Raw genomic sequence first — 24,404 nt, forward strand, 5'->3', positions numbered from 1 at the left:
AAGGCCTTCACATAGACGCTGGCGCTTCCCTGGGGAAGCCCTGTCAGGATCGCGAGCCGCGATCGGGATCGCGCACTGCCATCGGCCGCAGCGAGACTTGCCGGAGGCCAAGCACGCCGAGCACGAAGAACAGCCAGACCGGGTCGCCGCGATGGAAGAAGAAGCTTTCGAGAAAAGCGTTCAGCGCCGTGAACAGCACCACCATCATGAAGAAGTCACCGAGAAAAATGTTTTCCCTGCGCAACGGAATGCGCATGTAGTCGCGCAGCGGCGCGATGAGGAAAGTGTAGACCGCCACGCAGAGTGCCGGAATGCCCATCAGCACGGCGATGTCGAGGTAGCCGTCATGGCCGTGCACGATGGTCCGGATGTCCCACGGCCGGTCGAAGGGCTGGTCCTGGTTGAGCAGCAAGGGCGTGCCCCAGAAGCTCTCATAGCCGTAACCGGTCCATGGCTTCTTCGCGAGCATGCTGCCGGCGAACTCCCACAGCGTCGTGCGGCCCGTATAGGTCATGTCCGGGAAATAGATCGCCGCGAGATGTTTTATCGGCGGCAGGAATACGATGCCCAGCGTGCCGACCGCTGTCGCGACGATCGCCAGCGCAAACAGGATCGGCGTGCCGAGCCGCATGCCGATCAGGCTCGGGAACATGACGATCAGGATCGAGAACGGCACCAGGCCGGCTGTCGTCTTGGAGCCGGTGTGCAGCATGAAGATCATCGCTGCCAAGAAGATCCCGGCGCCCCAATAGCGCTGTCCGCGCCGGTAGAGATAGAGGCCTGCGAAGCTGAGGCAGGCCATGATCGGCCCGGCGATGTTCTTGTGGGTGAACACGCCGCGCCACAGGCCGGCATGCTCAGGCTCCTGCGAGTCGGCGGTGTGCATCGCCTCGTGCGGAAAAACGATGAGGCCGAGATAGGAAAGGCCCATGACCACGACGGCGGTGAAGATGATCACTTTCGAGAAGGCTTCGGCGTCGCGCGGCAGAACCAGGATCGTCGCCATTGTCAGGATGCCGATCAGGGTGAAGGAGGCGGCGCGCATGGCCGAAGGCGGATCGGTCGACAGGATCACCGAGAGGAAAAAGAAGCCCAGCATCAGCATCCAGGACGGGCTGAGCAGCGAGCGCACCACACGCGGATCGGCAAAGGCCATCAGCGAGAAGATCGACATGGCGCCGAGCGAACCGAAGCCAAGCTGGTTGACGATGTCGCCGCCTTGACCGGTGAGTTCTGCGCCGCCCGGCTGGAACGGCCGGAAGGACACCATGATGACGGTGAACAGCAGCGCGGCAATGGCGGTCGCCACGCCTTCGCGCGTGAACGCGGCGCTGAGCGGCGCGCGCTCAGTTTTTCTCAGGCTGGCGGTATTGCTCATTGGCATATCCGAATTCGGCCAGCACGCGGCCCAGCGCCACATGGACAGGGTAGATGGCGATATCAGGCGATCCGGTCCGCGCCAGCCGGATCAGGCCGCGAAACGGCGAGGCGGCAAGCAGTGCCAGGCTCTTCAGCAACACCTTGGCGCCGGCCAGCGGTGTGCCGGCGCGCTTCTTCTTTTCGACCAGTGTCGAGATGACACCGTTGCGCAGGCTGCGGGCCCGGATCCAGTCGGCTTCGATACGCCGGGCCGGGACGGTTTCATGCACCTTGGCCTCGGCGCACCAGCCCAGCACAAAGCCCTTTTGCGCCGACCGGCTGAGAAAGTCGGAATCGCCGCCGCCCATGAAGTTGAATCTGAGATCGAGAAAGGGTGGACCCATGGCGATCAGCACGTTGCGCCCGACCAGAAGATTGCCGGACGAATAGAGCGCCGGCACCCGCCCTGTCTCCCGGTAGGGCGGCGCGAACACCGGATGCTCGGCCCATCGCGCATGGGCGGGGTCGGCAAATACGGGCACCTGCGGGCCGCCGACAATATCGGCGCCGAGCGTTTCGGCAGCCCGGCACATCCGTTCCAGCCACTGCGGATCGGCGATCTCGTCATCGTCGATGACCAGCAGATGCCTGAAGTTCGGGAATTGCAGGATCGCCGTCTGCCAGCCGGCATTGTAGGCGCTGCAATTGCCGCGCTCATGCGCGATGATGACAAGGCCTGGCATCTCGCCGCGCTCGAACAGCGGCAGCGCCGCCTTGGCGCCGGCCCGCGCCTCGGCTTCGTTCTCCATGACGATCACGGCAAAGCGCCTGCCGGTTTGCTGCGCGCACAGCGACGCCAGCGTTTCCAGTACCTGCTCGGGACGCTTGAAGGTCGGCAAGGTGACGACGGCTTCGACGGCCTCGACGTCAAGCCGCGGCGTGCGTCCCGCGACCGATACCGAACCGTCCGATGGCAAAGGGATCATCCGTGTCCAGCCACATGGTGAGTTGGGCTCTGGTAGCACCACGGTTGATAAGGTTTCGTTAATCACCTTGCACGGAGAACGCCTGCAAGCAGAGGCTTTCGGCCGTCGAATGTGCTCGCTTAATCAAGGGTTCACCGCGCTTTGCTACCGGCTACACCACTGGATAGGTGAGATGCATCTGCTGTTCGCCACATCGATCGTGCCCGACGGTGCTCTCGCCTCGGGCTACGAGATCGCAAACGCTGCGATCATCGCCGCCCTGCGGCGCGCTGGCGTGCGCGTAACCGTCATTGGTTTCACCTGGCCGGGGAAACCCGCGGCCGACCCCGAAAACACCGTGGTGCTGGGTGCCATCGACGTGCGCACGGACAATGCCTCCGCGCGGCAGAAGCTGGCCTGGGTCGGCAAGGCGCTGCTTTCGGGCCTCACCTTCGCCTCGGTCAAGCTGCGCGCCGTGTCCGACAGCGATGTTCTCGCTGCCATCGAGCAAGCTGGACCGGTTGACGGCTACGTGCTGAATTCCGTGCAGTTCGCCGGCGCCTTCGAAAAGCTGTTCACCGAGCGGCCTTCGATCTTCGTTGCCCACAATGTCGAGTATCTTTCGGCGCGGGAGAACGCCGCTGCCGCCGGCAGCCTCTTCCAGCGCCTGCTGTTTCGCCGCGAGGCAAGGCTGCTCAAGGCCGTCGAAGAGCGTCTCTGCCGCCGGGCGCGCTTCGTCTTCACCCTGGCCGAGGAAGACCGCGCCGCACTAGGTGTCGCCTCCGACAACCGCTCGGCGGTGCTGCCGCTGGTGACCGGTGCCCAGGCGCCAACCCTGAAAGGCCCTCGCCGCATCGACTGCGACGCCGCCCTGATCGGCACCTGGACCTGGCAGCCGAACCGCATCGGCCTCGACTGGTTCCTGAGCAACGTCGTGCCGCATCTGCGGCCCGATTTCCGCATCCGCATCGCAGGCCACATGCCTTCGGGCGTCGCCTCGAAGCATCCGGGTGTCGAACTTGTCGGCCGCGTGCCCGACGCGCAGGCTTTCGTGCGCGGTGCTGCCGTCATTCCGCTGATCAGCACCGCGGGCAGCGGCGTCCAGTTGAAGACCATCGAAACGTTCGAACTCGGCCTGCCTTCGGTCGCCACCAGCCGTTCGCTGCGCGGCATCGACCACCGTCCGGCCAACTGCGTCGTCACCGACGATCCCGTCGCCTTCGCCAAGGCTCTCGAGGCTGCGGCGGCCGACATCCGCGACGTCGACGGCAGCGCGTTCCGGGGCTCGCAGGTCAAGGCGCTCGACGCTGCCATCCGGCTCGGCCTCGAAAAGCTTGAGCCTGTCAGGCAGGAGGCGTTTGCATGAACATGCATTCCGCCCGCGCCGCGTTCGGGCTCGACAAGCTGAAGACGATCCTTGGCATCCCGGTGGTTGCGGTCCGCTGGAACGATGCCATCGCCCTGCTGAACCGGTTGATTGCCGAGCGGCGCTTCACCAAGGTCAGTTTCCTCAACGCCCACAACGCCAACATCGCCTATACCGACCCGGTGTTCGCCGGGGCACTCGATGATTTCCTCATCCTGCCCGACGGCATCGGTATCGATCTGGCGGCGAGACTCCTCTACGGGGCGCCGTTTCCCGACAATCTCAACGGCACCGATTTCGTCCCGGCCTTCCTGCAGGCCTCGACGACGCCGCTGACCGTTGGGCTGCTCGGCGCGACGCGTGTCAATGCCGAAGCGGCTTCGGTCAAGCTGGCCGCCTTGGCGGTGCAGCACAAATTCGTGGTGATCCATGACGGCTATTTCCCTGCTTCGCAGGAGCAGGAAATCGTCGACCGGATCGCCGCGCTTCGGCCCGACGTGCTGCTCGTCGCCATGGGCGTGCCGCGCCAGGAATTGTGGATCGAACGCCACATCGACGCGCGCCACTGCACGCTGCCGATCGCCGTCGGCGCGTTGCTTGATTTCCTGAGCGGCGCGGTGCCCCGCGCGCCCTTGTGGATGCGCCGGCTGCGGCTCGAATGGCTGTTCCGGTTGGCTGTCGAACCGAGCCGCCTGTGGCGCCGCTATGTGGTCGGCAACCCACTGTTCCTGCTGCGCGTCGTCAGGCAGAAATTCTCGCTTGCGCCCGAAGCCGCGGAGGATGTCAAGTGAACAGCAGGTTCGTGCCAGGCGCCGCTGTCGAGCCAGGCCCGCTGCGGCAGACACCGACGGCGGCCATCGTGACGGCAAGCTACGCGCCCGACTTCGAGCGCTGCCGCCTGCTGTGCGAGACACTTGATCGCCACGTTTCGGGCGCGGCGCACCATTACATCTTGGTCGAACATCGCGACGTCAGGCTGTTTCGCCAATTGGAAACCGGCCGCCGCACGGTCGTCGACGAGCGTGAATTGCTGCCGCGCTGGCTGCACGCATTTGACGATCCGCTCAGCCTGTTTCGCCGGCGCGTCTGGCTCAGCCTGAAGACCCAGCCGCTGCGTGGCTGGCACGTGCAGCAATTGCGCCGCATCGCCATCTCGGCGCATGCATCTCAAGATGTGCTGATCTTCTGCGATTCCGATGTTGCCTTCCTCAAACCTTTCGACTGCGCCGCCTTCTGGCGCGACGGCAAGGCGCGGCTGTTCCGCCGCGACGGCGTGCTGGCGGACGAAGGTCATGAGGAGCATCGCATCTGGTCGCGCAACGCGGGGTCGGCACTCGGCATCGATCCGTCCCGGACATCGGTCCACGACTACATCTCGACGCTGATCGCCTGGCGGCGCGACACCGTGCTGGCCATGTGCGGCGAGATCGAGAAGGTCCATGGTCGCAACTGGGTCGAGGTCGTCGGTTCGGCGCGCAAATTCTCCGAATGCATGATCTACGGCCGCTATGTCGACGATCTGCTTCACGGAGCCGGCCACTTCCACGGTTCGGAAGAGTTCTGCCGTGTCCACTGGACCGGCGAGGCGCTGTCGGACAACGAGTTCCGCCGCTTCGTTGCCGCCATGGCGCCGGAGCAGGTGGCGATCGGCATGCAATCCTTCATCGGCACCGATATCGGCCGCATCCGCCGTTTGATCGGGCTGGATTAGATGGGCTTTGCCGGTTTACGCATCGCCGAATAGGTGAGCAGCGTCGAGGCGAGATACAAAAGCAGGAAGACGACATTGAGCGACAGCACCAGGTTCGGCGTGTCGAGGATGGTCGTCAGCACATAAGTCAAAAGCAGCGCCTTCAGTGCGGCGAGCAGACCGAGATTGAGCGCCCGCACCAGCGTCTGGCCGCGCGCGAACAAAAGCTCGGCCTGATATTCGACCAGATTGCGCAAGCCAGGCACGCAGATCGCCAGCACGACCAGCGGCGCGGCCTCGGCGACATTCTTGCCGAGCGCATTGGGGAAGAAATGCAGCACGATGCCAAGCGTCAGCAGCGCTGCCGTGGAGACCGCGAACACACCGCCTTCGATGCCGCTCTTGACCGCCAGCCGCGACAAAAGTTCGGGCGCGCGCATCATGCGCTGCACCAGCATCATCGAGAAGGTGCGGATCGGAATGGCGGTCAGGTCTACCAGCCGCATGATGATGGCGTAGATGCCAGCCAGATGCGGGCCGCCGATCGCCAGCACCAGCAGCTTGTCGAACTCCATCTGCAGGTAGAACAGCACTTCGGCGCCGGCCACGTAGACAGAATCGGCCAATCGCCTGAGATAGAGCTCGATGCGCAGCCGCAACCGCTGGCGCGGGTAGAAGAAGCCGAAGGCGATCAGCAGCGAGGCGGCATTGGCGCCGATATAGAACCACGACCATATCCAGACGCTGTGATGCGCAGAGAACATGAACAGCACCGCGCCGAGCGCCCGCAACGCGGTCGCCAGGATAGCTAGCAGCGCGGCGCGGCCGAACTTGCCCAGCCCGTTGTTGACGATCAGCGCCACCTCGACCGGCCGCCACAGCAGCGCTTCGGCAAAGACGATTGCCGCAAACACCGACAGCGGCACGGTGTCGGCGAAGAAAAGCAGATAGACGCCGAACGAGGCCGCGGCCAGCAGCGGCAGCGACAGCACGCCGAGCAGCAGGAAGCCGGCGGAGAAGGTGCCGATCAGATTGGGGCGGATGGTGGCGGTGCGGTAGAGCGCCGAGATGAACCCGAAGGCGAGGATGCGCGACAGCATGACACCGGCCGCCGAAGCGGTGGCGAACATGCCGAATTCGGAAATGGACAGCGTGTTGGCCAGCGCGATGAAATAGGCCAGCGAAAACACCAGTCGCCCGCCGGCGCCGCTGATCGCCGAGAAATAGTCGCGAAGCAGCCCCCGTCGTTCGGCCAAAAAGCTGCCGATCCGGGCGAGGGGCCGCCTTTGCGGTATGTCACTGGCCTGCGTCATGTCTCAAGGAGAGCCTAGGCGGGAAAACTTAACGTGCCGTTCTGGAGGCTGAGCCTGTGTCGAAAATAGATGCAACCGAAGCGAGAAACCGACGCTTCGGTGCGGGAAAATTAACCTTTTGTTTTCCATGCCTGTTTAGCGTGGCTTAACGAATGGCCAAGCGCCGTTTGCAGGTCGCCAAAGGTAAAGTTCCAGACGATGGTCGACAGGGAAAACCGCGAGGACTGGAAGCGCGAGCGCTCATTGCTGGCGCTTGGCCAGGCTGTGCGCGGCGATGAACCCGACGCGTCCCTGGTCTCGATAGGCGACCGGGCAGACCCGTCATGGCGCGAGGATGCCGCCACCCGTCATCGCCTCGCCCGTTCGCAGCGCGAGGCGCGCAACCCGAAACTGTCGGATCCGGTCGCCACCGACGGGGATCATGAGCAAGCTTCGTCATCATATCGCGCGCAAACGACGCCACGGACACAAATTGGTGCCGCCGAAACCGCCGGCGCCCGGCGCGCCGATCATGCATCGGAGCCTTACGCTGCAGGCGATGCGTCGGTATCCCGAAACGACGGCATGGACAGCCAGCAGTGGAAGCCGCTGATCGACCCGATGCAGGTTGTGCGCGGTGTCGGCAAGTCGAAGCTGCTGATCGTGACGACGACACTACTGGGCGCTGCGCTCGGCGTCACCATCGCGCTGTCGACGCCGAAGAAATATGAAGCCACCACCGAACTGATCGTCGACCCGCGCGATCTGAAGCTAACCGATCGCGACCTCACCCAGTCGGTCGTCGCTTCCGATGCCACGCTGGCCATCGTCGAGAACCAGGTTCGGGTGCTGACCTCAGGCACCGTTCTCAACAAGGTCGTCGACAAGCTCAATCTGGTCAACGACCCCGAATTCAATGGGCAAGGCGGCGGCGGCCTTAGCATCATGTCGCTCATCCGCTCCGTCCTGTCGCGCAATGACGGGCCGGGGGGTGTCGACGACAGCCGCCGCCGCGCGCTTGCTGTCGGCAATCTGGCCGAGAGCCTTTCGGTCGAGCGCGGCGGCAAGACCTTCGTCATCACCGTCAGCGCCACCACGCAGAATGGCGAGAAATCGGCCCTCATCGCCAACACGATGACGGATGTCTTCCTGCAGACCTTCGGCCAGATACAGTCGGACACCGCAGGCCGCGCCACCGACGAACTGACGGCCAGGCTTGACGAGTTGCGCAAGGGGGTCGAGGCGGCCGAGCGCAAGGTCGAGGATTTCAGGGCCACGCACGACCTTGTCGACGCGCAGGGCCACCTCATCAGCGATGACGAAATGCTGAAACTCAACGAGCAGCTGTCGGTTGCCCGCGCCCGCACGCTGGAGCTGAATGCCCGGGCGGCCTCGGCGCGTTCGGTCGACGTCAATTCGGTTCTCACCGGCACCTTGCCGGAGGAGATCAACTCCAACTCGATGAGCGATCTGCGTTCGCAATATGCATCGCTCAAGCAGGAGGCTGACCGCGCCGCCATTCGGTTCGGCCCGCGTCATCCCGAACTCCAGGCGCTCAATGCCCAGCTTGCCGGCGCACGCGACCGCATCGCCTCGGAGCTGCGCCGCATCGGCTCGTCGCTGCAGGTCGACCTCAAGCGCGCGGTCCAGCTCGAACAGGATCTTGCCTCTCGCCTGGCGCAGCTGAAGGTCCGCAGCGGCGACGTCAACAGCGACCGCGTGTCGATGCGCGAACTGGAGCGCGAGGCCACCGCCAAGCGTTCCGTCTACGAACAGTATCTCCTGCGCGCCAAGGAGACCGGCGAGCAGAAGGACATCAACACAGCCAACATCAATGTGATCTCGAAGGCCTTCGCGCCGCTCGAGCCGAACGGGCCGTCGCGGGTCGTGGTCGCGCTTGCCAGCCTGTTGCTGGGTTTCGCCTCCGGCATTGGCCTCGGAGCCATGCGTGGCGCCTATGAGAGCCTGCGCGACACCGCCAATTCGCGCTCGCGTCGCGACCATGGCACGGACGAACGCCGGACGCCTTACGAAGACAAGGCATATCGGGCAGCGCCGCCGCCGGCGCCGCCACAACCACCTGCGCCGCAGCCATCGACACCCCCGCCTGCATCACCACCGCCGGCCGCGCCACCACCTGTCCAGCAAGCCGAGGTCTCGCCGGCCGAAGGTCCCGGCCGGATCGGCGCCTTGCTGTCGAGGCTGCACAAGTCCGTCTCCCGCAGGCCGTCCAGGGAGGAGCCGTTCGATACCGTTGAATGGGCTTCTGCCGAAAACGGGGGGTCAATGCAGGATCCGCAATACCGCGCTTATCCCCAGTCGGCACCGGCCTTCGAGCCTCGGCAGGCGGCCGCGACAGCATACCCGGCGCCGCTTTTCCAGCCCGGCGGCCATCCGCAGCAGACGGCGCAGCCGCCACTGCCGCCTCCCATGGTGCAGCAGCGGCCATATTCCGGGCCGCAGCTCTATCCCTACGCGCAGCCTTTGGGCTACGCACAGCCGCCGGCCTATCCCTATCCGCAATCGATGCCGGCCGCCAATGCGGGGCAGCAGCCCGATCCGGCTCAGCCTGCTTCCGAGTCCTATCCACAGCCGCCCCTCCCGCAACAGCAGGCGCCTCAGCCACATCAGCGACCGGCGGAGCCGTCGCGGGCCGCGGAGGATGCCGAGCAGCAAGCGCCAATCGAGGAAATCCGCGCCAGCCTGCGCGAATTCCGCGAAGCGGTTCGCGAACTGACCGAGAGCCGCGTGCGGCGTCGCTACTTCTGAGCCACAAAAATCTGCGCTGTGCCGTACAAAAACATGCCGGTTTCGCGTAAACGGCATGGGACGGCGCTTTGGCGGGATTGCATGTTGGAATTTTCGTGAAAATGCCACGCTGTGAAAGATCGAAAAGCGCGTCGCTTCCGCAAGCGACGCGCTTGGGCATTCTGGTGTTGAGGGTAGTCCATGGCCGAAGTGATTGATGGCAAGAGCGTTGCCGGCGACGTTGTGGGGTCGGTCAAGACCCTGACGGCTGAGCTTGTCGCCAAGGGCCAGGCCAAGCCGGGTCTTGCCGTGGTTATCGTCGGCGAGGATCCGGCCAGCCAGGTCTATGTCGCGTCCAAGTCGCGCACCGCCAAGGAATGCGGCTTTCATTCCGTCCAGCACACGCTGCCGGCCGAAACCTCGGAACCGGCGTTGCTGAAAATCATCGGCGATCTCAACGCCGATCCGGCCATCAACGGCATCCTCGTGCAGCTTCCGCTGCCGGCCCATATCGACGCCGGCAAGATCATCCAGACCATCGCGCCGGAAAAGGATGTCGACGGCTTCCATTTCATCAATGTCGGCAAGCTCGGCACCGGTGAACTCGAGACAGCCTTCGTGCCTTGCACGCCGGCCGGCTCTATGCTTCTGATCGAGCGGGTGCGCGGCAAGGACCTGTCCGGCCTCAACGCCGTCGTCGTCGGCCGCTCCAACATCGTCGGCAAGCCGATGGCCAACCTGCTGCTTGCCGCCAACTGCACCGTCACCATCGCCCACAGCCGCACCAGGGATCTGCCCGCCTTGGCCCGCACCGCCGATATCCTTGTCGCGGCCGTCGGCAGGCCGGAGATGATCAGGGGTGATTGGGTGAAGCCCGGCGCCACCGTCATCGATGTCGGCATCAACCGCATTCCGGCGCCGGAAAAGGGCGAGGGCAAGTCCCGCCTCGTCGGCGATGTCGCCTATGCCGAAGCGGCTAAGGCCGCCGGCGCCATCACGCCGGTTCCCGGCGGTGTCGGGCCGATGACCATTGCCATGCTGATGGCCAATACGTTAGCCTCGGCCTACCTTGCGGCCGGATTGAAACGGCCGTCCTTCTGACCCGCCAGAAAGCCGCAGCTTTGCCGAACCCCAGTGTTCCCTCAGAACGGCCGGTCATCACGGACCCCGTTCAAGGCGGGCGGCAGTTCGCATTCCTGCTGGTAGACAAGTTCTCCATGTTCTCGCTGGCTGCCGCGATCGATACGTTCCGGTCGGCGAACCGGTTGCTTGGCCGCGACTTCTACGGTTGGACGACGGTGTCGGCCGATGGCGATCCGGTGATGGCTTCCAATGGCCTGCCGCTCAAGATCGACTACGCCGTTGCCGACCTGCCGCCGGTCGATATCCTTTTCGTCTCGGTCGGGCTGACGACGGAATTTCCCGGCAAGAGCAAGGTGCTGGCGGCACTGCGCAGCTGGGGTCGGCGCGGCAATGCGCTGGGTGCCCTGTCGGTCGGCTCCTACCTGCTGGCCGAGGCCGGCCAGCTTGAAGGCTATCGCTGCACCATCCATTGGGAAAATCGCGCCGGCTTCGTCGAACGCTTCCCCGACATCAACTGCACCGGCAATGTCTTCGAGATCGACCGCAAGCGCTACACCTGCGCCGGCGGCACCACTTCGATCGACCTGATGCTGGAGATCGTGCGCGGCGATTTCGGCTCGAACCTCGCCAATGGCGTCGCCAACCAGTTCCAGCACGAACGCATCCGCTCGGCCGGCGACCGCCAGCGCGTCGGACCGGAACGCGACCTGACCGGCAAGTCGGAGAAGCTCAGGCGCATCGTCGAACTGATGGCCGACCACCTCGACGAGCCGCTGTCGGCGGTACAGCTGGCCAAATCCGCCGGCCTTTCGGTGCGCCAGGTCGAGCGCCTGTTCCTGCGCCACCTCAGCGTCACCCCCGGCCGTTACTATATGCGGTTGCGGCTGGAGCGGGCGCGCGAACTGCTGCGCCAGACCAACATGCCGATCCTCGATGTGGCGATAGCGACCGGCTTCACCTCGCATTCCTACTTCGCCCAGAGCTACCGGCTGCAATTCGGCAGGCCGCCCTCGGAAGAGCGCCGCACGACCTACTGAATTCCGCTTCCGCTGAAAAGTTCGGCATTCGGCCCGGCGCATCGGGCCAGGGTAGCGATTCGGGTAACGGGTTCTTTCGGAGCCTTCGCCGCCGCGTTGGCTGACGGGTGCATCAAACGAAAAACCCGCCTGAGCGGCGGGTCACCGGCGCAAATCAGCACCATAGGCAAAATGTACCATAGCTGAGTGCATCCAGTCAAGAAAAAATTCCTATCATGGAAAGCCATCGGCACTGCCGACACCCCGAACTGGCTGTCGTCACGACTTTTGTTAAGCTGGGTTTGGGCCCGACGCACCTGGCTGCCTGGACTTGTGTCCCGGCGCCGCGTCAAATAGCTTGCCGCCCGGATCAGGGGCGGATTTAGGAGATTTCGATGGCGGGACTTGCACGGGGCGTCGCTGCGGCGATCCTCCTTTTGTCGATGACGACCTTCGGCTTCGCCGCAAACAAGGTCATCATCATTCTCGATGCGTCCGGCTCGATGTGGGCGCAGATCGACGGCAAGCCCAAGCTCGAAATCGCCCGAGAGTCGCTTCGAACCGTGCTTCAATCGGTCCCCGGCGACGATGAGATCGGCTTCATGGCCTATGGCCATCGCGAGAAGGGCAGCTGCGACGATATCCAGCTGATCGTGCCGCCGCAGGCAGGTTCGGGCAGCGCCATTTCGGCCGCTGCCGACAGCCTGAAATTCCTCGGCAAGACGCCGCTGACCGCTGCCGTCAAGCAGGCGGCCGAGGCGTTGAAATACACCGAGGACAAGGCGACCGTCGTGCTCATCACCGACGGGCTCGAAACATGCGGGGGCGACCCTTGCGCGCTTGGCAAGGAGCTCGAGGCATCCGGCGTCGACTTCACCGCCGATGTCGTCGGTTTCGGCCTGACCGCCGATGAGGGCCGGCAGATCGCCTGCCTCGCCGACAACACCGGCGGCAAGTACATCCAGGCCTCCGACGAGAAGGCGTTGCAGGCGGCGCTTGCCGAGACAGTGGCGGCGCCGGCGCCTGCTCCTGAACCGGCTCCTGCGCCAGCGCCCGCGCCGGCCAAACCGGAATTCAATTTCCTGCCGATAGCAGTGCTTGCCGAGGGCGGCGATCCCGTCACCGACGGCAACGCCTGGGAAATCTACAAGGCCAAACCCGACGGTACGCGCGGCGACTACGTCAGCACCGAATACGGCGCCTACAAGGCCAATCTGGAACCGGGCGACTATATCGTCGTGGCCAGTGACGGCCAGGCCAAGACCGAGCAGAAGGTCAAGATCGAGGCCGGCCAGGTCTACAAGCCGCTTTTCAACTTGAATGCCGGCACGCTCATCATCCACCCGCGACCGAGCGCGGGGGCGGATGTCGTCGATGGCGCGGCTGTCGTCATCGACTATCCTGGTGCTGACATGCCCGCCACCTTCCATGGGACGACGAAAGCCGTGTTGCCGGCCGGCGACGAGAAAGTGACTGTCACGATCGGGCAGGGCGTGGCTACCGAGACGATTCCGCTGGCTGCCGGCAAGACCGTGGAAAAGGACATGATTGCCGGTGTCGGCCATGTCGTTGCCAATGCTTATTATGCTGCCGGCGGCGACAAGGCGGACGGTTCGGGCATCGGCTTCAAGGTCACGAAGGCGAAAACGAAGATCGACGGAACCAGGGGCGAGGTGACCTATGCCTACGGACCCGACAGCAAATTCGATCTGCCGCCCGATGACTATGTGTTGATTGCGACGGTTGATCTCGCCGTCGTCGAGCAGCCGTTCACTGTCAAGGTGGGCGAATTTCAGGATCTGAAGGTCGCAATGAATGCCGGCGTGCTGGCGATCACCGCGCCCGGAGCCTCGAAGATCGAGATTTTCGAGGCCAAGAAGGACATCAACGGCAACCGCAAGTCGCTTGGCTATGCATTCGACCAGAAGTATCAGGCAGCGATCCCGGCGGGCGACTACGCCGTCGTTTCGGAGAAACCCGACAACAGTTCGAAAGAAGGCAACGTGACGGTCAAGGCCGGCGAGCGAGCCGAGCTAACCGTGCAATAGAATCGTATGCACAACCGCAAGAGGGCGGCCATGTGCCGCCCTTTTTCATGAACGACGCAGAACTGCCGTCAAGCGGTGCCGAAGGCGCTGGCGCCATGGTCGGCGCGGCCGACCAATTGCCGGAAGCCGGCAAACAGTTCGCGGCCGAAGCCGAACTCGTTGCCGATAAGATCGGCATCCGCCGTCCGGCGCAAGGCGAACTCCCCGGCCGGCACCAGGACTTCGAGTGTGCCGGCTTCGGCGTCGAGCCGGATGATGTCGCCTTCGTGGATCCTGGCGATAGGACCCTCCTCGACCGCCTCCGGCGTCACATGGATCGCCGCCGGCACCTTGCCGGAGGCGCCAGACATGCGCCCGTCGGTGACCAGCGCGACGCGCTGGCCGCGATCCTGCAGGATGCCGAGCACGGTGGTCAGCTTGTGCAGTTCCGGCATGCCATTGGCCTTCGGCCCCTGGAAGCGGATGACGGCGATGAAATCACCGGTCAGCGTGCCTGCCTTGAACGCATCGTTCAGCCCTTGCTGGCTGTCGAAGACCCTGGCCGGCGCCTCGATGATACGCCGCTCCGGCTTCACCGCGGAAGTCTTGATGACGGCGTGGCCGAGATTGCCTGACAGCACCTTCAGGCCGCCGGTCGCCTGGAATGCCTTGTTGAACGGCGCCAGCACCTTTTCGTCGCCGCTTGCCTTCGGCGAGGCCTCGCGCACCACGCTGCCGTCGGCGCCGAGCTTTGCCTCGACCGCATAGGGCCGCAGGCCTTCGCCCCACACCGTCTGCACGTCCTCATGCAGGATGCCTTCGTCGAGCAGTTCGCGGATCAGGAAGCCGAGCCCGCCGGCGGCGTGGAAATGGTTCACGTCGGCGAGGCCGTTCGGATAGACCCGCGCCAGCAGCGGCACGGCTTCCGAAAGGTCGGAAATATCCTGCCAGGTGATGGCTATGCCGGCCGCCGCCGCCATGGCGATCAGGTGGATGGTGTGATTGGTCGAGCCGCCGGTGGCGTGCAGGCCGACGATGCCGTTGACGATCGAGCGCTCGTCGATCATCCGGCCGACAGGCGTATAGGCGTTGCCGAGCGCGGTGATCGCCAGCGCCCGCTTCGTCGCCTCGCGGGTCAGCGCCTCGCGCAGCGGGGTGCCGGGATTGACGAAGGAAGCGCCCGGCGTGTGCAGGCCCATGATCTCCATCAGCATCTGGTTGGAATTCGCCGTGCCGTAGAAGGTGCAGGTGCCCGGCCCATGATAGGATTTGGACTCGGCTTCCAGCAGTTCGGCGCGCCCGGCCTTGCCCTCGGCGTAGAGCTGGCGGACCTTGGCCTTCTCGTCATTGGGCAGCCCGGTCGTCATCGGTCCGGCCGGGATGAACACCGCCGGCAGATGGCCGAAGGTGAGGGCGGCTATCACCAGCCCCGGCACGATCTTGTCGCAGACGCCGAGATAGACGGCGGCGTCGAACATGTTGTGCGACAGGCCGATCGCGGCGGCCATGGCGATCACGTCGCGCGAAAACAGCGACAGCTCCATGCCGGGCTGGCCCTGGGTGACGCCGTCGCACATCGCCGGCACGCCGCCGGCCACCTGCGCAATGCCGCCGGCTTCGCGTGCCGCGTCCTTGATCAGCGCGGGGAAGGTCTCGAACGGCTGATGCGCCGACAGCATGTCGTTGTAGGAGGTGATGATGCCGAGGTTCGGCACCTTGTCGGCGCCCAGCGCGAGCTTTTCCGAGGGGCTGCACACCGCAAAGCCGTGGGCGAGATTGCCGCACGACAGCACAGCCCGGTTGGCGGTGCGGTTCGATGCCTCGGCAATGCGGCTAAGATAACGCTCGCGGCCCGGCTTTGAGCGCTGGCGGATGCGTTCGGTGATGGCTTCGATGTCGCGTCTGGCGGTCATGGCGGTCGGTCCTTTCAGGCGAGGTCCCGGAAACATCCTCCCGCCGTTTGCCGGGACCAGAGTAAATCGAGATTCAGGGGGCCCAGAAAACCTCTACGGGCTTATGCGCTGCGTCGAGCACGGCGCGGATTGGCTTTCGCGGCCCGGGCGCAACCGCGCCGTCGAAGGCGATACGCTTGTCCTCACCCTCTATGTGCAGCGCGATGAAGCCGGCTTCGACGATGCGCGCCAGCGACAGGGTCAGCCGCGGCTCGCCCGCACTTGCCGCATGAACCGGCAGCACGATCCTGTCGGAAGACGGGTCGAGCAGCGTTGCCAGATCGTCGGCATCGGGAAAGAACGAGGCGGTGTGGCCGTCCGGCCCCATGCCGAGCACGACGACATCGAGCGGCCATGGCAAGGACCGGAGCGCTGCATCATCGGACGAGGCCGCATCCTCGATGCTGGTGGCTTCGTGATAGAGCGGCACGAAACGAGCCGCCTTGGCCGCGTTCTGCAACAGGTTGGCGGTCACCAGCCCGGCATTGGAGCGTGGCGAAGAGGCCGGCACGAAACGCTCGTCGACCAGCGTCACGATCACCTTGTCCCAGGCGATGGGTATCGCTGAAAGGGCGGCGAAGAATTTTGCCGGCGTGGTGCCGCCGGAGACGGCGAGCAACCCCGTGCCGCGCTCGGCGATCGCCTTGGTCAGTCTGCCTGCAGCATGACCTGCAAGGGCGGCCGCCAGTTCCTGGCGCCCGGCGAAGCCGTTCCAGCTGTAGGCGGCGCTGTTCAATTGCTCTCGTGCCATGTCCGCCCGTCACGCTCGATCAGTGCTATCGAGGCCGATGGCCCCCAGGTGCCCGCCGTGTAGCCCTGCGCCTCCTGCCTGGCACTTTCCCAGGCATTCTGGATCGGGTCGATCCATTTCCACGCCGCCTCGACTTCGTCACGGCGCATGAACAGGGTCTGGTTGCCACGGATGACGTCCATGATCAGCCGCTCATAAGCGTCCGGTGCGCGGCCGTCAAAGGACTGTGCGAAACTCATGTCGAGCGAGATCTGGCGCAGACGCATGCCGCCCGGGCCCGGATCCTTGATCATGATGAACTGCTTGACGCCTTCGTCCGGCTGCAGCCGGATGACAAGCTGGTTGGCGAAGATCGGTCCGGCGCTGTCGCCGAAGATCGAATGCGGGATCGGCTTGAATTCGATGACGATTTCCGAAACCCGCGTCGCCAGCCGTTTGCCGGTGCGGAGATAGAACGGAACGCCCGACCAGCGCCAATTGCCGATCTCGGCCTTGATGGCGACGAAGGTTTCGGTGTTGCTGTCCTTGCCGAGTTCCTCGACATAGCCTTTCACCGGTCCGCCGGCCGAAGCCCCGGCGCGATACTGCCCGCGCACGGTGTGCTTTGGCGCCTCGTTGCCGTTGATGCGCTTCAGTGCCCGCAGCACCTTCAGCTTTTCGTCGCGCACGGCGTCGGCATCCATCGACGATGGCGCTTCCATGGCGACGAGGCACAGCAGCTGCAGCATATGGTTCTGCACCATGTCGCGCAGCGCGCCGGCCTTGTCGTAATAGGTGACGCGGTCTTCCAGGCCGACGGTCTCGGCCACGGTGATCTGCACATGGTCGATGTGGGCTGAATTCCACAACGGCTCGTAGAGCGCGTTGGCGAAGCGCAGCGCCATCAGGTTCTGCACCGTCTCCTTGCCGAGATAATGGTCGATGCGGAAGATCTGGCTTTCGTGGAAGTCGTCGCCGACCAGGTCGTTGAGCTTACGTGCCGAATCGAGGTCGCGGCCGATCGGCTTTTCCAGCACGATGCGCGAGTTGGGCGTGATCAGATTGTGCTCTTTCAGCTTGTGCGAGATGTCGCCGAACAGCGCCGGCGCCACCGCCAGGTAGAAGGCTCGAATGCGGTCGCTGTCGCCGATCGCTTTCTTGAGCTTGTCGAAGCCGGCGCCGCTCGTCGCATCGGCCGAGACGTAGGATAGTCGCGCCAGAAAAGTCTTCAGTTCCTTGGCGTCGATGTCGGCCGGTTTGACGTGCTCGGAGATCGCCTGTTTGGCGAAGGCCTGGAATTCTTCGTCGCTCATTTTCGAGCGCGACGTGCCGATGATGCGTGTCGGCTCCGAAAACTGATGGTCGCGCTGGCGATAATAGAGCGACGGCAGAAGCTTGCGCTCCGACAGATCGCCGGTGCCGCCGAAAATGATGAAGTCGAAAGGCTCGACGGGGATGATCTGGCTGGTCATGGTCTGTCCGCTTTGACGCCGGTCGCTGTGACGCGGCTGATATAATCTAATCGATTTAAATTTTCCAGTGCCATGGTGTCACATCTGGGTGTATGCGCCTGCCCCTTGACAGCCCGATGACCCGGAGGCTTGTCGAAGGCGCGGCTCCGGAAGCCTTCGCAGTTGCAGCATAGAGCGGGATCGACGCGAAAGCCAAAGGAGAAATCGGCTATGGACCCACATCTTTCGGCCAATCCAGTCAGAAGCCGTGGCTTTGCGCGGATGAGCGCCAATGACGTGCCCGTTGATCGTCACCAATAGTGAGCGGAAAAACATGCGTCTGGAAAACAAGGTTGCGATCATCACCGGCGCTGCGTCGGGTTTTGGCGAGGGCATCGCCAGGCGCTTTGCGCAGGAGGGCGCCAGGGTCGTTGTCGCCGACCTCAACGCCAGGGGCGCGGAACGCGTCGCCGGTGAGATCGGAGAAGCGGCGATCTGGACCCAGACCGATGTCTCGCTGCGCTCCGAATTCGACGAGATGGTCTATGCCGCCAAAAGCGCCTTCGGCCGCATCGACATCATGGTCAACAATGCCGGCTATACCCATCGCAACGGCGACATGCTCAATGTCGACGAGGACACCTTCGACCTGATAACATCAGTCAACATGAAGGCGATCTATCACGCGGCACTCGCCGTGGTGCCGATCATGGAGCGGCAGGGCGGCGGGGTCATCCTGACCACGGCCTCCACCGCGGGTCTGCGGCCGCGCCCCGGCCTCACCTGGTACAACGCGTCGAAAGGCTGGGCGATCACCGCCACCAAGTCGATGGCGGTCGAACTGGCGCCGAAGAACATCCGCGTCAACTGCCTCTGCCCGGTTGCCGGCGAGACCGGCATGCTGGAGAAATTCATGGGCGCCGACACGCCCGAAATCCGCGAGAAGTTCCGCGCATCGATCCCGCTCGGCCGGCTTTCGACGCCGCTCGACATCGCCAATGCCGCACTCTGGCTGGCCTCGGACGAAGCCGCCTTCATCACCGGCGTGGCGCTGGAGGTCGATGGCGGCCGCTGCATCTGAAAGTGCCAGGCGTCACGCGCCGGTCTTGATGTAACTCTTGTAGACCCAGCCGGTCTTGCCGTTGTAGGTGATCTGGCACCATTGCTTGCAGCTCTTCACCTGCACCGAGGTTTTGGCTGGCACCGTACCGATGGCGGCGGCATTTTTCTTCGGGCCGCTTCGCATGGTCACGGCCCTCAGGATGCGCCCTGTTCCGGCGGCTGCGGCTTTCCTTGGCTTCGCCTTGGCTTGGCTGTCATCCCCCTCTGCCGCTGGCTCTTGAGCCGGCGATTGCGGCTGCACCGCGGGGATGGCGGCGGTTTGTGCGCCGTCGGGGTGGTTGCCCGCGGCTGCGCTGGGCGCGGCTACCTTGGCGAGTTCGGTGGCGGCATCGGTAGCGGCTGCCGGCTGTGCGAATGCCGCCGCTTGCTTGTCCGCTGCCTTGGGAGCGGTCGAATCGGACGTGGTTGCGTCCTTCGGCTGGGAACCGGTCCAGCGCGGGTCATTGGCGGCAAGTGCGGGGAGGTTGGTTTGCGCGGCCGCCACGGTAGTTGGAATTGCGTCGGACTTGCGCGCCTGCGGCACGGCTGCCGCGGCGACCGCGGCCCCAACCGGGGTTATTTTCGTCGTCTTCACCGGAACCGTTGGAATGGTCTGCTCGGGGCTCGCTGCCGCTTGCCTGTCGCTGGCCGGCAATGCCAGCCACAGCGCCACGGCGGCGATGCTAAGCAACGCGGCGGTGCCGATCGCGGCGATCACCAGATGCGAGTTCGAACGGACTTCCTGCCAGAAGGACGGCCGCATGTCGTATCCGAACTGCATGGCAAAGCGCCGACGTTCCGGCGTACCGAAACTGAAGGGCTCTCTCACTCTTGCCACCTCCATAAGCGGGCCGACGTTCTTTCAGTCGGTGCCGGAAGTCCGGCGTCTGATCCGCATAGGTCCCAAAAACAACGCGGGCAGTCCCGCAACAATCCCCGAACAATCGCCCAGAACCGGCAGCTTTCGCCTGCGATTGTGGCATCACTACGCCATTATAGGGGATTCTGCGCCTTTGCGGGAAATTGCGCAATGCGTCGCACGGGCAACAAATGTTACAATGAATATTACAATATTACATCAGGTCGGTCGGCTAGATCCTGTCCCTCAACGCAAACCAGTTGAGCGCCAGGAACAGCAGCGGCGTGCGGAAGCGCCGGCCGCCGGGGAACGGCGGGATTTTCAGATCCTCGATCAGCTTCAGCCGGTCGCGGTTGCCGGCAACGGTTTCAGCATAGAGTTTACCGAAATAGTTCGACAGCATGACGCCGTGGCCGGAATAGCCGCCGGCCGAGATCACATTGGGCATCACTTCGCGCACGAAAGGCTTTCTCGGCACAGTGATGCCGACATAGCCGCCCCACCCATGCGTGATCTCGACATCCCTGAGTGCGGGGTAGAGTTCCGCGATCTGGCGGCGGATGTGAATGTGGATATCCTTCGGATCGTTGACGCCATAAACCTCGCGTCCGCCAAACAGCAGCCGCCCGTCCTTCGATCTGCGGAAATAGCGCACGACGAAGCGGGAATCGTCGACCGCCTCGCCGCCCGGCAAAACGTTCGAGTGCGCTCCCAGAGGCACGGTCGCACCGATGAAGGAACCGATCGGCATGATGTGCGCCGCACTCACCGGCTCGAGCGCGCCGCCATAGGCGTTGACCGCTATCAGGCATTTCTGCGCCGTCACCGTCCCCCTCGGTGTAGAAACCTTGACCTTGCCACCACTGGACATGATGCCGGTCGACGGCGTCCCCTCGAACAGCTGCGCGCCTGCAAGCGCTGCCACCCGCGCCGTGCCGATCACCAGCTTCATCGGATGGATGTGCCCTGTGCCGGTATCGCGCGTGCCGCCGAAATAGGCGGTCGAGCCCAACCGCTCCGCCGTCTCCTTGGCATCCATGAACGAGATATGCGGGTAGGCAAAACGGCTCGCCATGATCTCGGCATGCGCCTTGTAGTCGTCGACATAGCGGGGCTTGTGCGCCACCGAGAGCTGGCCCGGCATATAGTCGATATCGATCTGGTTGGCGGCAGTGAATTCGAGGAGATGCGCCTTGGCCTCTTCGGCAAGATCAAACAGCGCCTTGGCGCGGGCCAAGCCATACTCGGCTTCCAGGTCCTCGGCCCAGGCGCGCTGGCCGGTGCCGAGCTGCCCCCCATTGCGTCCCGAGGCGCCATCGCCGAAGCGATACGCGTCGATCAGTACGACATTGGTGCCTGCCTTGGCCAGATGCGCCGCCGCCGACAGCCCGGTGAAGCCGCCACCAATGATGACGACATCGCATGTCCGGTCGCCATCCAGTCCGGGATATTCGGGCCTCGGTCCCGCCGTGTCCTCGTACCAGGAACGGCCGGGGGAAATTGGGGATTGGTAAGGCATGATGCTCGCAGGGAGTAGGGGAGTAGGGGAGTAGGGGAGTAGGGGATATGTTCCACAGCGCAATCTGCACCACTTACATACTGCCTTACTCCCGTATTCCCTTCAGGACATCAAATGCCTTCACCGGCAAGTTCCTCCGAAATCGTGCCGACCTGGTCCTGGGCGCTGCGCATCATCGGATAGATGGCCAGCACCTTTTGCCAGGCCTCGAGCGCCGATTGCTTGTGGCCGGTCAGCGCCATGATCTGCGCCAGGCCGGACAGCGCGCCGAAGTGGCGCGGCTCGAGCTGCAGCGTATGGTCGATGTCGGACATCGACTTGCCGTAGTTCTTCATCATGAAATGGACGGTGGCACGCCGGTTCCAGCCTTCGGCATAAGTCGGCTGCAAAGTCACCACCTGGTCGAGGAAATCGAGCGCGACGTCGAACTTCTGGCCCTCGACGGCTTTTTGCGACCACTGCATCATCAGGTCGATCGAGGCGCTGCCGGATTGCGACCACTCGCTCCAGATGTTGCCGGCGATCCGCTCGGCCGCCTTTTCGTTGCGCTCGCGTTTCAGATCGCTGAACAACTGGTCGAGGCGGGCTTGTTTCGTCGTTGCGGCGGGCGGCGCGCCCTGAGTGGCCGGCGGCGCGACAGCATCATCCGCCCATGCCGGGCCATAAATGACGCCGGAAACAAGCAGAGATGTCAAAAATGCAAAAAGAATCCGCATCGCCGGACTCTAGTCCAGGGCGACGGAACGTCAAACTGAATTTGGCGTGAAAATGCCGGCAGGCGGCAACAAGCATCAAATGGGCGGAGGCAACAGCCTCCTGCCCGAAAACTCAGCCCTGGCGTGCCTTGTAGCGCGGGGCGGTCTTGTTGATGATGTAGACGCGGCCCTTGCGGCGAACCAACTGGTTGTCGCGGTGACGCGCCTTCAGCGCCTTGAGCGAATTCTTGATCTTCATGGTCTTGCCTGTCGGTGTGGACCCGGTCCGGGTCGAAATTTTAAGGCGCGCCAGAAGACGCGGCTTTGAACTGTGGGAGGCTCATAAACGAGGAGCCTTGTCCCTGTCAACCGCAAGCGTGCTCCATAGCGGCTGTGAATCGTCCCTGTCATCAATTATCCGCCATGTCGGCCTTGCGGCATTGCGCGGCCCTGGGGCCGGCTGGGATGATGCGGTCGCCGTGAAGTGATTTGGAGAGAACCATGCGCCGAATGTTCCTGTCCGCCTGCCTTGTCCTGCTGGCGGCAGCTTCGGTTGCTCGCGCGCAGGAATGCGACCGCAGCGACGATAGCCAGCAGATGATGAACATCTGTGCCGGCGAAGACTACCAGGCGGCCGACGCCAAGCTCAACATGGCCTATCAGGACCTCACCAGTTCGGATGACGCCGGCGGCAAGAGATTGCTGCAGGTGGCGCAACGCGCCTGGATCACTTTTCGCGATGCCGAATGCGCGCATTCCACCGCCGCCAGTCAAGGCGGCTCGAGTCCATCCGATGGCAGTATCGCAATGCCTCACCAGACTGACCAATAATCGCATCAAGCAGCTCGCTGCCGCGGCCAATTGCGAGGAAGGCGATGTGAGTTGCGCCAATCCAGGGCAGGACGAGAGCGACGATTTGCAGTAGGCAACCTTATGAGGCGCGACGGCTGATCCGAGTGAAATGGCCCATCTTGCGGCTGGGCCGCGCTTCGGCCTTGCCGTAGAGATGCAGCATCAGATCGGGCTCGGCGAGAAGCTCCGGGACGCGCAACACATCGTCGCCGATCAGGTTTTCCATCACACAGTCGGAATGGCGGTCCGGGGCGCCGAGCGGCAGGCCGGCGATGGCGCGGATATGCTGCTCGAACTGCGAGACGATACAGGCGGCTTCCGTCCAATGGCCGGAATTGTGCACGCGCGGCGCGATCTCGTTGGCCAGCAGCGAGCCGTCCGCCAGCACGAAGAACTCGACGCCGATGACGCCGACATAGTTCAGCGCCGACAGGATCTTCGATGCGGCCGTCCGGGCCGCTTCCGCCGTCTCCGGCATAATGGCGGCCGGCAAGGTCGATGTGTGGAGAATGCCGTTGCGATGGATATTCTCGGCTGGATCGTAGGCGACAACCGCACCGTCCAGCCCACGCGCCGCGATCACCGATATCTCGCGCTCGAAAGGCACGAAGGCCTCCAGGATCAGAGGCACATTGCCCATCGCCTCGCATGTGCCGGCGAAGCCGCCGGCTTCCATGTTGCGGAAGACGCGCTGGCCTTTGCCGTCATAGCCCATGCGCCGGGTCTTCAGGACACCGCTGCCGTCGAATGCTTTCAGCGCCGCGACCAGCTGGTCATCATTGTCGACGGCGTGGAAATCGGCGGTGGCAATGCCGATGCCGTTGAGGAATGTTTTTTCGTCCACCCGGTCCTGCGCCACTTCCAGCGCACGCGCCGGCGGATAGACCGGAACCTTGGCGGCCAGCGCACTGGCGGCTGCAACCGGCACGTTCTCGAACTCGTAGGTGACGACGGAACTCGAGCCTGCCAGTTCGGCAAGGGCGGCCGGGTCGTCATAGGCGGCTGTTATCTGCCGGTTGGCGACCTGTGCCGCGGGGCAATCCGCTTGCGGCTCCAGCACCACGGTGCGGTAGCCGAGGCGGGCGGCAGCAACAGCCAGCATGCGGCCGAGCTGGCCGCCGCCAATGATGCCGATGGTCGATCCGGCGGGCAGGCTCACGGCGTATCCGTCGGTTCTGCCGCGACCTTGGCGGTCTGCGCGGCGCGCCAAGCGTCCAGACGGACGGCAAGGCTGTCATCGTTCAGGGCCAGCACGGCAGCGGCCAGAAGGGCTGCGTTGGCAGCGCCGGCCTTGCCGATGGCCAGCGTGCCCACGGGAATGCCGGCCGGCATCTGGACAATGGACAGCAGCGAATCCTGCCCGGAAAGCGCTTTCGATTCCACCGGCACACCGAACACCGGCAGCGGCGTCATCGCCGCCGTCATGCCGGGCAGGTGCGCCGCACCGCCGGCGCCGGCGATGATCACCTGATAACCGGCTGCCTTGGCGCCCTTGGCGAAATCATAGAGCCGGTCCGGCGTGCGATGCGCGGAGATGATCAGCCGCTTGTGCGTGATGCCGAGTGCTTCCAGCGTTTCGGCGGCATGGCGCATCGTTGCCCAGTCGGACTGGCTGCCCATGATGATGGCGACGTCGGCGCGTTGATCGTCCAAGTCCGTGTTCCCCGGCGACAAAGGCGCGCCTTAGCGGAATTCGCGC

21 protein-coding genes are annotated in these 24,404 nt (G+C 64.2%); 9 read left to right on the forward strand and 12 right to left on the reverse strand.

Annotated features, from left to right (window positions below):
- Positions 1-43: 43 nt before the first annotated feature.
- Positions 44-1,378, reverse strand: a complete 1,335-nt coding sequence (locus tag AC0L2U_RS19305) for an O-antigen ligase family protein (RefSeq protein ID WP_127396180.1) — start codon at positions 1,376-1,378, stop codon at positions 44-46.
- Positions 1,347-2,345: a glycosyltransferase family 2 protein gene (locus AC0L2U_RS19310; RefSeq protein ID WP_473602487.1), complete on the reverse strand. Its 999-nt coding sequence runs from the start codon at positions 2,343-2,345 to the stop codon at positions 1,347-1,349. The genes AC0L2U_RS19305 and AC0L2U_RS19310 overlap by 32 nt, the downstream gene beginning before the upstream one ends.
- Positions 2,346-2,517: 172 nt before the next feature.
- Between AC0L2U_RS19310 and AC0L2U_RS19315 the strand changes: the two genes are divergently transcribed.
- From AC0L2U_RS19315 to AC0L2U_RS19325, 3 genes are read left to right on the forward strand one after another with little or no spacing between them, the layout of a single operon-like run.
- Positions 2,518-3,690, forward strand: a complete 1,173-nt coding sequence (locus AC0L2U_RS19315) for a glycosyltransferase family 4 protein (protein WP_352582330.1) — start codon at positions 2,518-2,520, stop codon at positions 3,688-3,690.
- Complete coding sequence (locus tag AC0L2U_RS19320) at positions 3,687-4,481, forward strand: WecB/TagA/CpsF family glycosyltransferase (protein ID WP_127328764.1); 795 nt, start codon at positions 3,687-3,689, stop codon at positions 4,479-4,481. The genes AC0L2U_RS19315 and AC0L2U_RS19320 overlap by 4 nt, the downstream gene beginning before the upstream one ends.
- Entirely contained in the window at positions 4,478-5,401 is a 924-nt protein-coding gene (locus tag AC0L2U_RS19325; RefSeq protein WP_473602488.1) for a DUF6492 family protein, read from the forward strand. Before AC0L2U_RS19320 ends, AC0L2U_RS19325 begins: the two co-directional genes overlap by 4 nt.
- Here AC0L2U_RS19325 and AC0L2U_RS19330 read toward each other — a convergent pair.
- Positions 5,398-6,693, reverse strand: coding sequence for a lipopolysaccharide biosynthesis protein (locus AC0L2U_RS19330; protein ID WP_127272343.1), 1,296 nt, complete (start codon positions 6,691-6,693; stop codon positions 5,398-5,400). The genes AC0L2U_RS19325 and AC0L2U_RS19330 overlap by 4 nt on opposite strands.
- A 198-nt stretch (positions 6,694-6,891) precedes the next feature.
- Between AC0L2U_RS19330 and AC0L2U_RS19335 the strand changes: the two genes are divergently transcribed.
- The 4 genes from AC0L2U_RS19335 to AC0L2U_RS19350 all read left to right on the forward strand — a co-directional run bounded on the left by AC0L2U_RS19335 (position 6,892) and on the right by AC0L2U_RS19350 (position 13,567).
- A complete protein-coding gene (locus AC0L2U_RS19335) occupies positions 6,892-9,441 on the forward strand; it encodes a GumC family protein (protein WP_473602489.1) in 2,550 nt (849 codons plus the stop codon).
- 180 nt (positions 9,442-9,621) lie between these two features.
- Positions 9,622-10,521: a bifunctional methylenetetrahydrofolate dehydrogenase/methenyltetrahydrofolate cyclohydrolase FolD gene (gene folD / locus AC0L2U_RS19340; protein ID WP_127269251.1), complete on the forward strand. Its 900-nt coding sequence runs from the start codon at positions 9,622-9,624 to the stop codon at positions 10,519-10,521.
- A 20-nt stretch (positions 10,522-10,541) separates the two neighbouring features.
- Complete coding sequence (locus tag AC0L2U_RS19345; RefSeq protein WP_164748958.1) at positions 10,542-11,540, forward strand: GlxA family transcriptional regulator; 999 nt, start codon at positions 10,542-10,544, stop codon at positions 11,538-11,540.
- Positions 11,541-11,914: 374 nt separating this feature from the next.
- Positions 11,915-13,567 (forward strand): vWA domain-containing protein, encoded by a 1,653-nt coding sequence (locus AC0L2U_RS19350; RefSeq protein WP_473602490.1) that lies wholly within the window; start codon positions 11,915-11,917, stop codon positions 13,565-13,567.
- Positions 13,568-13,635: 68 nt separating this feature from the next.
- Here the strand turns inward: AC0L2U_RS19350 and edd are convergent, their stop codons facing one another.
- The 3 genes from edd to zwf all read right to left on the reverse strand — a co-directional run bounded on the left by edd (position 13,636) and on the right by zwf (position 17,700).
- A complete protein-coding gene (gene edd, locus AC0L2U_RS19355) occupies positions 13,636-15,459 on the reverse strand; it encodes a phosphogluconate dehydratase (protein WP_292636177.1) in 1,824 nt (607 codons plus the stop codon).
- 73 nt (positions 15,460-15,532) lie between these two features.
- The gene (pgl, locus tag AC0L2U_RS19360) at positions 15,533-16,249 is read right to left on the reverse strand and encodes a 6-phosphogluconolactonase (protein ID WP_127807882.1); all 717 of its coding nucleotides are present in this window, start codon (positions 16,247-16,249) and stop codon (positions 15,533-15,535) included.
- Positions 16,231-17,700, reverse strand: a complete 1,470-nt coding sequence (gene zwf, locus AC0L2U_RS19365) for a glucose-6-phosphate dehydrogenase (protein WP_127320684.1) — start codon at positions 17,698-17,700, stop codon at positions 16,231-16,233. The genes pgl and zwf overlap by 19 nt, the downstream gene beginning before the upstream one ends.
- A gap of 313 nt (positions 17,701-18,013) precedes the next feature.
- Here zwf and AC0L2U_RS19370 point away from each other — a divergent pair, with 313 nt between their 5' ends.
- Positions 18,014-18,760, forward strand: coding sequence for an SDR family oxidoreductase (locus AC0L2U_RS19370; RefSeq protein WP_127807881.1), 747 nt, complete (start codon positions 18,014-18,016; stop codon positions 18,758-18,760).
- Positions 18,761-18,772: 12 nt separating this feature from the next.
- Here the strand turns inward: AC0L2U_RS19370 and AC0L2U_RS19375 are convergent, their stop codons facing one another.
- The 4 genes from AC0L2U_RS19375 to ykgO all read right to left on the reverse strand — a co-directional run bounded on the left by AC0L2U_RS19375 (position 18,773) and on the right by ykgO (position 22,112).
- The gene (locus tag AC0L2U_RS19375; protein WP_473602491.1) at positions 18,773-19,609 is read right to left on the reverse strand and encodes an SH3 domain-containing protein; all 837 of its coding nucleotides are present in this window, start codon (positions 19,607-19,609) and stop codon (positions 18,773-18,775) included.
- 262 nt (positions 19,610-19,871) lie between these two features.
- Positions 19,872-21,158: an NAD(P)/FAD-dependent oxidoreductase gene (locus AC0L2U_RS19380; RefSeq protein WP_128363322.1), complete on the reverse strand. Its 1,287-nt coding sequence runs from the start codon at positions 21,156-21,158 to the stop codon at positions 19,872-19,874.
- Between the two features lie 110 nt (positions 21,159-21,268).
- Positions 21,269-21,874, reverse strand: a complete 606-nt coding sequence (locus AC0L2U_RS19385; protein WP_292142128.1) for a tetratricopeptide repeat protein — start codon at positions 21,872-21,874, stop codon at positions 21,269-21,271.
- 112 nt (positions 21,875-21,986) lie between these two features.
- Complete coding sequence (ykgO, locus tag AC0L2U_RS19390) at positions 21,987-22,112, reverse strand: type B 50S ribosomal protein L36 (RefSeq protein WP_006327841.1); 126 nt, start codon at positions 22,110-22,112, stop codon at positions 21,987-21,989.
- Positions 22,113-22,354: 242 nt separating this feature from the next.
- Here ykgO and AC0L2U_RS19395 point away from each other — a divergent pair, with 242 nt between their 5' ends.
- Positions 22,355-22,684, forward strand: coding sequence for a lysozyme inhibitor LprI family protein (locus AC0L2U_RS19395; RefSeq protein ID WP_473602492.1), 330 nt, complete (start codon positions 22,355-22,357; stop codon positions 22,682-22,684).
- A 100-nt stretch (positions 22,685-22,784) separates the two neighbouring features.
- Here the strand turns inward: AC0L2U_RS19395 and AC0L2U_RS19400 are convergent, their stop codons facing one another.
- Together AC0L2U_RS19400 and purE are read right to left on the reverse strand one after the other, a co-directional pair.
- Positions 22,785-23,864: a 5-(carboxyamino)imidazole ribonucleotide synthase gene (locus tag AC0L2U_RS19400; protein ID WP_292695921.1), complete on the reverse strand. Its 1,080-nt coding sequence runs from the start codon at positions 23,862-23,864 to the stop codon at positions 22,785-22,787.
- Positions 23,861-24,358 carry a 5-(carboxyamino)imidazole ribonucleotide mutase gene (gene purE, locus AC0L2U_RS19405; protein ID WP_473602493.1) on the reverse strand — a complete coding sequence of 166 codons (498 nt, stop codon included), beginning with the start codon at positions 24,356-24,358 and terminating at the stop codon, positions 23,861-23,863. Before purE ends, AC0L2U_RS19400 begins: the two co-directional genes overlap by 4 nt.
- Positions 24,359-24,404: the final 46 nt, after the last annotated feature.

Source organism: Mesorhizobium sp. WSM4808, assembly GCF_055811675.1.